The sequence below is a fragment of the Clostridioides sp. ES-S-0190-01 genome (assembly GCF_020658275.1).
Classification (GTDB): Bacteria; Bacillota; Clostridia; order Peptostreptococcales; family Peptostreptococcaceae; genus Clostridioides.
Map to the genome: position 1 here is coordinate 147186 of NZ_JACVWA010000039.1, position 13831 is coordinate 161016.

A 13831-nucleotide genomic window follows, 5' to 3' on the forward strand; every position below is an offset into this window, starting at 1 on the left:
TATTTCAGTTTACATTAAAAATATTGCAAGTACAATAGTTTTTAAATAATGATTAAATTTAATTAGTAATCTTATTGTTTTTCTTATTTTTAATAATATTTCTCTGATTAAATATTATTTATATAGCTATTTTATTAAATTCATGATATAGTAAATAAGGAAGAACTCTTCACAGCGGTGAAGAGCAGACGCTAGCCCATTAAAATGGCTATCTTATTTATAAATAAGATAGCCATTTTTAATTATATTTTATCTATAAAACTTACACTCTTAAATCCACATCTACTTTTCCTAAATCTTCTTTATAATCTTTTATAGCTGGTTCTACAACTTCATTTACAAATTCTACAACTTGTTCTGGAGCTCTACCTATAAAGTTTTTTGGGTCCATTATAGATAATATTTCTTCCTTACTCATTTTAAATGAATCATCATTCATTATAAGCTCAATTAAATTATTATCTTTACCTTCATGTTTAACTCTATAAGCAGCTTTCATAGAATATTCTCTTATTATCTCATGTAATTCCTGTCTATCTCCACCTCTTTTTACAGCTTCCATAAGTATTGTTTCTGTAGCCATAAAAGGAAGTTCTTCATTTACACGTTTATTTATCATATTTTCATATACTACTAACCCATCAGTTACATTTATACCTATTTCAAGTATAGCATCTGCTGCCATAAAAGCTTGAGGTATAGCTAATCTTTTATTGGCTGAGTCATCTAATGTTCTCTCTAACCATTGAGTAGCCTGTACCATTGCAGGGCTTATAGATTCAGATATTATATATTTAGATAAAGAAGCTATTCTTTCACTTCTCATTGGATTTCTTTTATAAGCCATTGCTGATGAACCTATTTGATTTTTTTCAAACGGCTCTTCTAATTCTTTTAGACTTTGTAAAAGTCTTATATCATTAGTCATTTTATGCATACTTTGAGCTATTCCTGATAATACACTTACTACTTGATAGTCCAGTTTTCTAGTGTATGTTTGTCCACTTACTGCATAAGAAGAACTATATCCCATTTTGTTACAGATTTTCTTATCTAACTCTTTTACTTTTTCATGGTCTCCTTCAAATAAACTTAAAAAACTTGCTTGAGTCCCAGTAGTCCCCTTAACTCCTCTTAATTTCATATTGTCTATTCTATAATTTAAGTCTTCTAAATCAAGAATTAAATCTTGAGCCCACAAACAAGCTCTTTTCCCTACTGTTGTAAGTTGTGCTGCTTGAAAGTGCGTAAAACCAAGAGCTGGCATATCCTTATACTTAAGTGCAAATTCTTTTAAGTTATTTATTAAATTTACAAGCTTTACTCTTAAAAGTTTTAGTGCTTCATTCATTTGTACAACGTCTGTATTATCTCCAACATAAGCAGATGTTGCTCCTAAATGAATGATTCCTTTAGCTTTTTCACATTGTAAACCATACGCTTTTACATGAGACATTACATCATGTCTTACTTCTTTTTCTATTTTTCTAGCTTCATCAAAATTTATATTATCTATATTAGCTCTTAACTCATCTAATTGTTCTTCAGTTATATTGATTCCTAACTCATGCTCACCTTCAGCAAGAGCAACCCATAATCTTCTCCATGTAGAAAATTTAAATTGTGGAGAAAATATATAACTCATATCTTTACTACAGTATCTATCTGTAAGCGGATTTGAGTACATAGTATATTTGTTATCTATCATTATATTAGCACCTTCCTTAAATCTTTTGTTGTATAGTTATTATGTACATATTAGTACATAAATAATTATATATAATTTTACGAACTATAACAAGGCTTTTTTATTTTTTGTTCATATTTATATAGATTATTTTTTATGTGCTAATATTTTTTATTTATATCTAGATTATCTTTTTCAATTAAATAATCCACAATCTCACTATCAACAAAATTCAATACATATTTATACCTAATTGCATAGTATTTATCACTCCAGCCAAGTTGATTTTTTACGTCACTCTCATCTGCCCCAAGTCTTAAACTTATTGCTGCAAATGAATGTCTAAAGTCTCTTGCTGAATATTGAGAAAGTCCTGCTAAATCTAATGCTTTTTTTACTATCAATCTGACATTTCTATCTGTTATAGAATTGCTTTTTTGAGTTGTAAAAATAAAATCATCATTAGGTATTATTACTTCTGAAAGTCCAGAATAGTTTCTGTAGTCTTCTAAAAGCCTAAAAAAGTATGGATGTAACTTTACTACTCTCTCTTTTCTTCCCTTTCCTAGTCTAACATACGAGTTATCGTTTTCATCTACCATAAGGTCTTTCCACTTTAAGCTAACTAATTCATTTAATAAACACCCAGTAGTAACTAGACAGACTATTATCACTCTATCTCTTATATTCAGTTTTGGCAAAATACCTATAAGCTTATTTATTTCCTGTATGCTTAAAACATCATCCTTTGTCTTTATTCTAGTTACTGTTGGTTTTTCTACATGTCTAAATGGATTTATATCTATATATCCTTCTTTTTTTAAGAAGTTGTAAAAACTATGTAAATAACTATATATCTTTTCACAAGTTGATTTTGCATATTTGGTTTGTATATAGTCCACAAAATTTTTACAATCTTCTTTTGTTACATAAATTAATTCCTTTCCTTTTAGAAACTCTTTAAATAACATAACCTTTGATAAATAATCGTGTTTTGTATTTGGGTTTAATTTTGTAGAAAAAACATTAAAAGTTTCATACTCATAATCATCCAATATTTTCGTACTATACATAATAACTCCTTTCCTTTTCATAAAATAAAATAGTTATACTTTTACTATACCATATATTTCCCCCTCATATATACCCCTTATTCAATAGACAAGTTTCAAGTTTATGATTTTAAATTATGAAGGTTTTATGAAAATATCAATCTTCCATTGTGCACTACACAGTACTATGGTATTATAAGTTAGTAAAAGATGGCATATTTTATTAATCTTTGAATAAAATATGCTACTATAAATTTGTATTGGAGGTATTTAAATTTGGAAACATTTAGTTTGCTTGAAGTTTTTAAAGCAGTCATTTTGGGAATAGTTCAAGGAATTACAGAATGGCTACCAGTAAGTAGTACAGGGCATATGATATTAGTTGATGAATTTATAAAATTGAATTTTTCATCTACATTTATAAATACATTTTTAGTTGTAATTCAATTTGGTTCAATATTGGCTGTACTTGTTATATTTTTTAGGAAGTTAAATCCTTTTGATAGTGCAAAAAATACTAAACAAAAAAAAGAAACAGTTCGCTTATGGCTTAAGGTTATAATTGCAGTTATACCATCTGGAGTTATTGGTATACTGTTTGAGGATGATATAGACAGATTATTCTTCAATTCAACAGTAGTTGCAATTGCTCTTATTGTATATGGTATAATAATGATAGGACTTGAAAATAGAAATAAAAGACCAAAATATAAAGATTTTTCTCAAGTTACATATAAACTAGCTCTTTGTATAGGTTTATTCCAATGTCTAGCTCTTATTCCAGGTACATCTAGATCTGGTTCAACTATAATCGGTGCAGTATTACTTGGTACTTCTAGATACGTAGCAGCAGAATTTTCATTCTTCTTAGCTATTCCTACAATGCTTGGAGCTAGTGCATTAAAACTTTTAAAAGCTGGGTTTGGATTTACTGGATTTGAATGGCTTATTTTAGGTGTTGGCTCTGTAGTAGCTTTTATAGTTTCAATCGTAGTTATTAAGTTTTTTATGGATTATATCAAAAAACACGATTTCAAAGTCTTTGGCTATTATAGAATAATTTTGGGTATAGTTGTTCTTGGTTATTTCTTTTTATTCTAGAGTATTTTAATTTAATGACAAATGATAAGGAGAAAAATTATGAGTGTTAAAAAGGAAATATTTGATTGGATTAAGTCAATAGCCATGGCTATTGTACTTGCATTTGTAATATTACAATTTATAAGACCTTCTATTGTTAGTGGAGAATCAATGTATCCTACTTTAGATGATAAAGACTATCTAATTTTAAATAGAATATCATATAAAGTTGGTAAACCTGAAAAAGGTGATATTGTAGTTTTTAAAACTAATTTAGTTGATGGAGATACTGGAAAGAAAAAAGATTTAATAAAGAGAGTTATAGCTACTGAAGGTGACAGTATAAAAATATCAAATTCTAAAGTATATGTAAATGGCAAATTACTAACCGAACCATATATACATAATAATTATACTTCTGGAGATATAGACACAGTTGTTCCAGAAGGAAAGTTATTTGCAATGGGTGATAACAGAGAAAATAGTAATGATAGTAGATTCCCAGATGTAGGTATGGTTGATGAAGACGAAATTCTTGGTAAGGTCATGGTAAGGTTATTACCTTTTGATAATATTGGAAAAGTAAGTTAAAAAAATAAGAGACTGAGTTGGTAATATTTATTCTACACAATTCAGTCTCTTTTAATTTTTTGAATTCAAAATATATTTTATTCCCTATCTTCTTTTGATTCTGTAATAATTCTTATTATATCACTTGCATCTTCATTAAAGGTTGTTACTATACTTAGATAGTCAGTGGCCCTGCTCATAGCCAAATAAACCTTATTTAAATCACCTACAAAGTCATTTACTTGATAATCTTGCTCTGTATCATTTATTGTTTGATTATACAACATTTCTAACTCACATATTATTATCGCTTTATATTCTAAATTCTTTATTGTATATATATTTGCTATTGTCGTTCCTATCTTCTTACTTATGTTTGTTAAGTTATCTTCTGCACATATATAAGGAATTTGTGCTTCTTCTAATGCCTTTTTTAACATGTATTGAAAATAAATAGTTTTTCCACTTTTTAATTTCTTCTTATTATAAGGATATACAATAGCAACTTCAGAATAATCAAGACCTTTTTTGCTTATTAAATATTCGATTTCCCATATTACAGAACTTATTTGGTCATCTAAATCACTTACTTTTATTATATCAACCGACTTATTACCACCTCTAAGTGCTTTTGTATTAAAAAAAGTATTAAACTTTGTATTAGGTCTTAATTCATTAATATAAGCGTTAGAATTATTGGAAAAATTATTTGTAAAATCAACAATTTCTTTAGCTTGCCTATAATTTTTATTTAATATTATTTTATCATCAAACTCTATATTGCTGTATAGTTTCCTAAATATATTTAGTCTATTAAAGATATTTAAAGAGTTACAAGAATACACATTAAATATGAATTTTGTTTTATATAAAAACTCTCTTATAAAATCTATTTCATAATCTAAAAAACTTTCTGCTTCATCAATAAAAATCGCCTTAAACATATTTTTATTCTTTATAATGTTTTGTGCTTGCTTTACAAGATTATTAAATGTTTTTTCATAATCATTTTTTAACATATTATAGTCAATAATTAGATTATATTTTTTAGCTAATTTAAATATAAAGGAACTAAATGTATGAACTTCTAAATTATTATTGTCTTTATATAATAATTCTATTCTTTCTCGAAGTTCATTACATAGTTGTTTTGTATGTGTAAATATTAGTAACTTATGATGTGGATATACTTTTGCCAGTTTTATAGCTCTAGAAAGCATATTTGCCGTTTTTCCTATACCAGAACCGCCTTCAATAAGTGTATTTCCATATTTAATAGAAATAGCATCTTTAATTTGAATTTCTTCCATCATAGTTGCTGTATACTTATAGTCATCATTATAGAAGGAAATTTTTTTAAATTTTTCGTTTAGGTGAAGTGTGTCATTTATTATATAGTATTCTGAACATATATCTAATAAAAATAAATTTAAATTTATTTCATCATTTTTTTCCTTAAGATATTCATCCAGTGAAGCACTAGCCATTATATCTTGAAGCTTATTTTTATCTATTATATTATTATTCACAAATTCTTCAAACTCATAAGCTTCGTCTACTTCAACATATGGCATAATGTAAACATAGTTATAGCTTATATTTCTATTCTTTTGTCCCATTTTTAGTTTCAAAAGCTCATATTCCTCATGCATAACTTCAAGTAACTCTTCTTCCAAAATAAAATATATGTCTTCTGTTGTATCCATAAATTTTATAAATAAAATTTTTCCATCTTTTACATACAACAAGTCAGTATTTATTCCTTTAAAAGGAGTAACTTTTGGCACTACTTTAACGTCCTTATTGATATTTTCGTAAAATACTTTCTCGAATTCTTTCAATTTCAGGGCGTCTAACTGAGAGTTTATATTTATGTATTGGCTCACTTATATTACCTCCTTCTGTTATAACTAATTATACCATTTTAAACTATATTTTTATATATACTTTTTATAGGCAAATTTCGTAAACAAATTCAAAATAAGTACAAATAAATACAAAACTATTAAAGAAAAATTGCAATAAGTATAGATATATATAAATATAAAATTCTTTATGATAAGCACTGACAAAATAAACTTCAGAATTATTTTTTTAAATAATAAATAAAATCTACTCTAAAAAGGTAAAATTGCTTTAACTAGTGACTTATATTACTTAATTATATAAAAATTAACGAACAAAAAATTTTAAAACCTGCTAAAAAATAATTCATTCATATTAGCAGGTTTTATTTAAATTATCTTCCTAAAAAAACATTAAAGTTTGATATATCTGTGTAAACTGCATAAAAAACAGGGTAACGATTTTGGTATAGTTCATTTACAAACTTACCTTGCATTCTCACAGGGAAATAGTGTCCATCTATATGACGGAAGTTAAAAATCACTTCAAAAGTTTCTCTCTTAGGTATTGCTTTATTCAGTGTATCAAGTACAACCTGTAAATCCTCTGGTAATATAGGTGAAAGTACATCAAAATCTTTGGATGAAACATTTCTAGCTGAATAACCAGTAAACTCAAGCATTTTTTGATTAAAGTAAAGTAGTTTCAAATTTTCCATACAAGCAAATTTTGCAATACCATCAGTAGACATCTCCAACAATAACTTTACATCTCTAGTGTCTATATTAAATGCTATACCATCAATAGAATCATCCCCAAAAATATGGAAAGAATTTTTTCCATGACCCTTTGTATAGTAAAGTGCTTGGTCTGCTTTTTCATAGAGTTCAGAATACTTACAGCCATGCTCAGGATATATTGCCACACCAATGCTACATGAAATAGAAAATTCTTCATGTTCAGCAAAACGTTTCTGGTTAATCTTAGAACAAAAACGCTCTAATTTATCCATAATTACATAATTACTGCTATTGAAATCTTTTATCAACACAACAAATTCATCTCCACCAATACGCCCAACAATATCATCTTCACGAAATTGAGACTTTAATTCTAATGCAAATTCACTTATAATAAAATCTCCAAATGCATGACCATATCTATCATTTACATTTTTGAAATCATCAATATCAAAAATCAGAAAAATATGTTCTGAATTTTGATTTTTATCACTTTTTAAAAATGTACTAATAAAGTCCTCTGTTACTCCCTTATTATAAAGACCAGTAAGAGAATCACGTTGTGAACGCTCAAGAAGCAACAATTCTCTATTTTTTTCTTCATCTATATTTTCACGATAAGAAATCATGCGAACAGATTCATCTGATGTCCAAAAGAAAATTCTGGCAGTAATCCTCATCCAATGATAATTTTCTTCATCTCTTTTAATTAAAAAGTCATAACTTATGTTATTGATTCCACTATTATAACACTTAAGAACATTTTCAGGTAAAAATGTATCTAAATAACCTTGTGCATACTCTTCTTTAATTTGCCCTTTAGCAATTATATAGAGTGCTTCATCATATGGTGTGCTAAGACTTAAGCCAAACTCTTTAAAATATCGATTTGCATCTTCACAACCAGCTTTGTTATTAGTAACATCAATCTCAAAAATATTTTCATAGAGATCTTCAGTAGATTTACTCAATAACTTTTGATATTCTAATTTCTGAGAAGAGCTGAGATTAATTATTTGTTGCTTGTATTTCTTAAGCACACGTGTAATTGTAAAAAGTACAAACATTATAATTAAAATTATAATTGCAATCCCTTTTAAAAACTGTATTTGAAGTTGTCTACTCATTGTAGTCAAATCATTTTCCAAAACAAGATGCCATTTTAAACTTGGGATATACTGATATACAACATAACTTTTTAATTTTTCTGATGAATTCCAAAAACTATTCTGTTCTTTTTTATTGCTCAAGATTAAATCTTTTGAAGCAGATAAATTACTACTTTCGTCTTCAAATAAATTAACATGTTCATAGCCTGTTTCCTCAGATGATAATTGAACAAATCCTTTATCATCAATTAGACGTGCTACAACATCAAACTTTTCATCATATTCTTTAAGTAACATTTGTAATGAGTCAACTTTTAATCCAACCCCAATAATTCCCATAGTTGATCCATTATCATCTTTTATCTTACAATTTACAAATACAGTAATACTATTATTACTTGCCTCATCATTATCAACATTTAATGAATATTCTTCATCCTGTTTTAAAAAATCATAATACCACTGATTCTCTGAGTTGTCAGCACTAAGTGTCCTATCAAGTCCATTAAAATGATAATAATTATTTGTCTTGGTTGAAACTAAAAAAACAGAATCATAGGAATATTTATTTCTGTATGTATTTAAGTAATCCTGTAATTTATAAACAAAGTTCCTATCATTTATATATTCTTTCTCACTAGTTAAAAAATTTTTTAATAGACTATCATTGGCCATGGTAAGTGATACATTTATAGGTTGTGAAAGAAGTTTATCTATCTGATAATAAATACCTTCAGCAGCCAATGTAGATACGTGTTCAATATCATTTTTAAAAATATTAGTATTAGATTGGTACCCAATCACAGATGTAGCTATAAAACCAATAGTAATAATAACGCAAACAATAACATTTGTATGTAAAAGTGTATTTTTTTTCATCATGTATCCTCTCTTTCATCATCACTTTGGCTCATTGTATTCTCAACTTTTTAGTGCTTACAATATAATTAATTTTAATCAGCAAACTATCTCAAAAACTTAATTTTATTTCAAATATTAAATTTCATAAATCAACATTAATGCATAGATATTACATGTAAAAACATATAAATTGCTCATCTAAATCATTTTTAATAATATAAATCTATTATATAATTTTTATTTATTATTATATATTTTTAATATTCCTATAATATATTAATATAATCGATAATGCACATCCAAAGCACATCAACAAAACAAAAAACTTAAGAACTTCTGCTGTATAAAAACATATTATCTATCTTTAACAATTATAATTAAAAGTTTTTTGATACAGCATACCTGTAGTTAATTCTGCCCAACTGTAATTTGTCATGTATTCTCCAGCATATGTGTTAATTGCCATCATATCCCACCTTAACATATTATAATAATCACAATCAAATTTTGTAATATCTACTGCAAGGCTATTCCATTTTTTAATAACTACATATTCAATTTTTGCATCCTTTATGGTTTTCATCAGATGTGATATAACAGTTTGCGTTTGATTTTGCAAAGAACGATTGTATTCTTTGTCTTCCCAAAGTACTGCTGCAATTTCAGCAATAGTCACACTTGCTCCTTTCCTATCTACTAAATAAGCAAGTAATTCTTTTGATTTTGCTCTAGTAAAAGTTAATGGCTTTTCATCTACAAATACCTCAAAGTTACCAAATGTATGAATAAATATATGGCTCTTATGGTTCAAAACAACAGGAGAACGTAAATTTTCTATTTCTTTCTGAATTCCTTCTATTGTAACAGGCTTTAGAAGATATCCACTGGCATGCATTGAAAATGCATCTAACGCATATTCTGAATAACCAGTTACAAAAATAATATTTATGTTTGGTAAAATTTCTTTTGCTAGACATGCAAACTCTAGTCCATTCATACCGTACATCTCAATGTCAAGAAATGCAATATCTACAAAATTTCTTTTTAAATACTCTAGCGCCAACTTAGGTTCATCAAAAAGAGTAACTTTTTCAATACCAGAAATATATGTTAATTTTTCATTCAAATTTTTAAGAGCAATTTGCTCATCATCTACGACAATTATATTCATAATTTTACCCCTTTCTAATAGGAATGATTATTGTTGCTATTGTACCTTTTCCTATACCACTTTCTATATTTAGAATTCCATTACATTGTATCTCTAATCGTCTTTTTACATTTTGAATACCAACATGGCTTTTTCCATCATTAACTCTTTCAAAGGGTTGGAAACCTACTCCATCATCTTTTATAACAATATAAATGTTATTTTCATCCTTGGATGTTGATACTATAATTGTTCCCCCTTCTTTTTGTTTTGTAACACCATGTCGTATCGCATTTTCAACAATTGGTTGTATAGTGAGAACAGGAATAAAAAAATCAGTAATTGTAAGCTCATAATGTATTTTTATACGCTCTCCAAAGCGTAATAACTCTATGTACAAATAATTTTTTAAATGAGCTAATTCTTTTTCAAATGGAATTAGCTTTTTTTGTGTAAGAGAATCCATATTTCCACGAAGATAAGAAGAAAATTTTTCTACTGCATGAACTGCCATGTTAGAATCATGTTTACACAAATATTGGATAGTGTTAAGTGCATTATATAAAAAATGAGGCTGTATTTGACTAAGCATTATAGAAATACGATTTTCCATCAATTCTCCCTCTAATCTCTGTTGAAACTTTTCCTTTCTTTTGATAGATAGCATCATATGCCCAATCTGTAATACAATAGTGGTTAGAAAACCTATACAAAAAAATGGTAGACTTCTAATGTATATAGTATAATAATTTGCTATTTCTGCAATACCACCTATAGTTGCTGGTAGATAAGCAAACAAAGCAATCTTAGCATCAGATTCTCTGTATATAATAATTTCAATAACCAAGAACCCCATACCAAGTAATACAATTAGAATACAGATGCTATTTTGTAAAATCAGAAACTCATGCAAATCATAAATATGAAGTATTTGGAGAATAATACAAAGTAGTATAATAGTCATAATTAAATACACACATAAATTTATAACGTTCAATCTCCACTCAGTTAAGTAAGTAGACAAATAAAGTATACAAAAAGTTGGAAGTAAAAACTGCGACAGTAATTCCAAAATACTGACAAGAGTTGGAGATTGGATAATAAGAGTAAGTATATTAAAATCTGCTAAACACCAAATTCCTCCAAATATAGCAAAACATGATAACAAAAAAATCTGACGTGTTAGCTCACTTTTCAAAAAAAACAAAATGATACTTGCAATTAGACCAAATAAGCCAAAAGATATTGTTAACATAGTAAATATAAGACCAATCCTGTTTTCGTGGAGTATACTAACAATTAAATCGCCCTTGGAGCCAATCTGCATTTCATCAAAAAAACATACTAATTGTAATGCTCGCCCACTAGGGTACACTCGTTGTATATTTATCTCAACTAAATCGTCAACTGATATTCCATCAGATTTAAAACCTGTCCAAAGATGACCTGTAGACTTTGTTAGTGCATTTTCTCTACCTTCTTGTATGGAAAATACCTCTTTATTAGATACACGAATATCAACTTTTAGATGGCTGATATGTAGCAAAAGTGTCTCTCCAGCTGGAATATTTCTGCTAAAATGTCCACGCAAATAAATAGACTCTTTTCTTATATCATTCAATGAGTCAACATTGATAAACGGCTGAAGATTTTCAGAATTAGATGTTCTAAATTCTCCAATAAATGAAACTGGAATAAGATTGCTTCGAGGATTTGAATGTTTATCTGATTTAAAAGCACAAACAAACAACAGTATTACTGATAAAGTTAGTAATACTGGTAAATAATACATATACCATCTAGATGTTTTCTTTTCCACAATAGTTTCCTCCATAAAATATATGTATATCTTTTATATATTTGAATATATAAAAAAGTTATATAACCTAAAAATATTTATTTAGATATAATAGATTATTTTATCACTTCATTATATCAAACAAACTTAAATAATTATACAAACAATGTGTATATAAGGATTAATTTTATTAATTCTTTATAATTAATATTTATCAGCCTTATAATTATTTCAAATTATATCATTTTATACCTTGAAAATTAAAAAGCCACAGGATAAATTATTAAATCCTGTGGCAAATCTAAATTTTTAAAAATATTTTTATTATCATTTAGATATTTATATTTTATTTTGCATATTCTATAGCTCTTGTTTCTCTTATTATACTTACTTTTATTTGTCCAGGATATTCAAGTTCATCCTCTATTTTCTTAGTCATATCTCTAGCTAATAAGTGTATTTCTTCATCATTTATAGCTTCTGGTTTTACCATTATTCTAATTTCTCTACCAGCTTGTATAGCAAATGATTTTTCTACACCTTCGTATGAATTAGCTATTTCTTCTAGTTTTTCAAGTCTCTTAATATAAGCTTCTAAAGTCTCTCTTCTAGCACCAGGTCTAGCAGCTGATATTGCATCTGCTGCTGTAACTAATACAGCTTCTACTGTTTGAGGTTCATAATCTCCATGATGTGTACTCATAGCATGTATAACTTCTTTAGATTCCTTATAACGTCTAAGTAAATCCATACCTATTTCAACATGTGTACCTTCCATTTCATGGTCTACAGCCTTACCTATATCATGTAACAAACCAGCTCTCTTAGCTAATCTAATATCTGCACCTATCTCAGCAGCCATTATACCAGCTATATGAGCAACTTCTATAGAATGTTTAAGAACATTTTGTCCATAACTAGTTCTATAATTAAGTCTACCTAATAATCTTATTAATTCTGGATGAATTCCATGTACACTAGTTTCAAATGCAGCTTGTTCACCATATTCTTTTATAATATTGTCAACTTCTTTTCTCGCTTTTTCAACCATTTCTTCAATTCTAGCTGGATGTATTCTTCCATCTGCTATTAACTTCTCTAGAGCAATTCTTGCAATTTCTCTTCTTATTGGATCAAATCCTGATAAAATTACTGCTTCTGGAGTGTCATCTATTATAAGGTCTATCCCTGTTAAAGTTTCTAGAGTCCTTATATTTCTACCTTCTCTACCTATTATTCTACCCTTCATTTCATCATTAGGTAAGCTTACTACTGTAACAGTAGTTTCAGCTACGTGATCTGCTGCACATTTTTGAATTGCATATCCTATAATTTCTCTTGATTTCTTATCAGCTTCTTCTTTAGCTTGACCTTCTATCTCTTTTATCATTATAGACATTTCACGTCTTACATCTCTCTCAGCATTTGTTAAAATAATTTCTTTAGCCTTATCAGATGTAATTCCTGATATGCTTTCTAATTTTTCCAATTGTTGAGTTTTTATTACTTCAACTTCTTCTTCTTTCTTTTCAACTGTCTTTAATTTTTCACTTAAATTTACTTCTTTAGATTCTAAATTTTGTAATTTTCTATCTAAGACTTCTTCTTTTTGTACTACTCTTTTTTCATACTTTTGTACTTCTGTTCTTCTTTCTTTGTTTTCTCTTTCAGCTTCTGTTCTCCATTTATGGATCTCTTCTTTAGCTTCTAATAACTTTTCTTTCTGTACTGTTTCTGAATCGTGGTGTGCTTTATCTATTATTTCTTTGGCCAAGTTTTCAGCTTGTCCAATTTTTGCTTCAGATATATTTTTTCTAACAAAATATCCAGCTATAATACCAACAGCTGCACCTATTACAATCATTACTACACTATCTATGACATCCACCTCCTTCGTTAATAATCCCAAAATGTCATCACTATGATTAAAAAATATTCC

9 protein-coding genes are annotated in these 13831 nt (G+C 27.6%); 2 read left to right on the top strand and 7 right to left on the bottom strand.

The features are described 5' to 3' along the window. Positions 1-262 precede the first annotated feature (262 nt). Together purB and IC214_RS14630 are read right to left on the bottom strand one after the other, a co-directional pair. A complete protein-coding gene (gene purB / locus IC214_RS14625) occupies positions 263-1708 on the bottom strand; it encodes an adenylosuccinate lyase (RefSeq protein WP_227823668.1) in 1446 nt (481 codons plus the stop codon). A 140-nt stretch (positions 1709-1848) separates the two neighbouring features. Next, entirely contained in the window at positions 1849-2760 is a 912-nt protein-coding gene (locus tag IC214_RS14630; RefSeq protein ID WP_227866774.1) for a tyrosine-type recombinase/integrase, read from the bottom strand. 255 nt (positions 2761-3015) lie between these two features. Between IC214_RS14630 and IC214_RS14635 the strand changes: the two genes are divergently transcribed. Continuing rightward, complete coding sequence (locus IC214_RS14635; protein ID WP_227434243.1) at positions 3016-3840, top strand: undecaprenyl-diphosphate phosphatase; 825 nt, start codon at positions 3016-3018, stop codon at positions 3838-3840. Positions 3841-3879: 39 nt separating this feature from the next. Next, entirely contained in the window at positions 3880-4410 is a 531-nt protein-coding gene (lepB, locus tag IC214_RS14640; protein WP_227434242.1) for a signal peptidase I, read from the top strand. Between the two features lie 77 nt (positions 4411-4487). Here the strand turns inward: lepB and IC214_RS14645 are convergent, their stop codons facing one another. The 5 genes from IC214_RS14645 to rny all read right to left on the bottom strand — a co-directional run bounded on the left by IC214_RS14645 (position 4488) and on the right by rny (position 13780). Next, a complete protein-coding gene (locus tag IC214_RS14645; protein WP_227434241.1) occupies positions 4488-6275 on the bottom strand; it encodes a UvrD-helicase domain-containing protein in 1788 nt (595 codons plus the stop codon). 353 nt (positions 6276-6628) lie between these two features. Next, the gene (locus IC214_RS14650; RefSeq protein ID WP_227866775.1) at positions 6629-8962 is read right to left on the bottom strand and encodes a diguanylate cyclase; all 2334 of its coding nucleotides are present in this window, start codon (positions 8960-8962) and stop codon (positions 6629-6631) included. 346 nt (positions 8963-9308) lie between these two features. Next, positions 9309-10115 (bottom strand): response regulator, encoded by an 807-nt coding sequence (locus IC214_RS14655; protein WP_227866776.1) that lies wholly within the window; start codon positions 10113-10115, stop codon positions 9309-9311. A 4-nt stretch (positions 10116-10119) separates the two neighbouring features. Further along, entirely contained in the window at positions 10120-11913 is a 1794-nt protein-coding gene (locus tag IC214_RS21200) for a histidine kinase (RefSeq protein ID WP_227866777.1), read from the bottom strand. Between the two features lie 325 nt (positions 11914-12238). After that, positions 12239-13780 (bottom strand): ribonuclease Y, encoded by a 1542-nt coding sequence (rny, locus tag IC214_RS14665; protein WP_227434331.1) that lies wholly within the window; start codon positions 13778-13780, stop codon positions 12239-12241. Positions 13781-13831 lie beyond the last annotated feature (51 nt).

What these genes read in the sequence shown, in the direction of transcription:
- IC214_RS14630 (WP_227866774.1), bottom strand. Translation starts at nt 2,760, where the DNA reads ATGTATAGTACGAAAATATTGGATGATTATGAGTATGAAACTTTTAAT.
- lepB (WP_227434242.1), top strand. Translation starts at nt 3,880, where the DNA reads ATGAGTGTTAAAAAGGAAATATTTGATTGGATTAAGTCAATAGCCATG.
- purB (WP_227823668.1), bottom strand. Translation starts at nt 1,708, where the DNA reads ATGATAGATAACAAATATACTATGTACTCAAATCCGCTTACAGATAGA.
- IC214_RS14650 (WP_227866775.1), bottom strand. Translation starts at nt 8,962, where the DNA reads ATGAAAAAAAATACACTTTTACATACAAATGTTATTGTTTGCGTTATT.
- IC214_RS14655 (WP_227866776.1), bottom strand. Translation starts at nt 10,115, where the DNA reads ATGAATATAATTGTCGTAGATGATGAGCAAATTGCTCTTAAAAATTTG.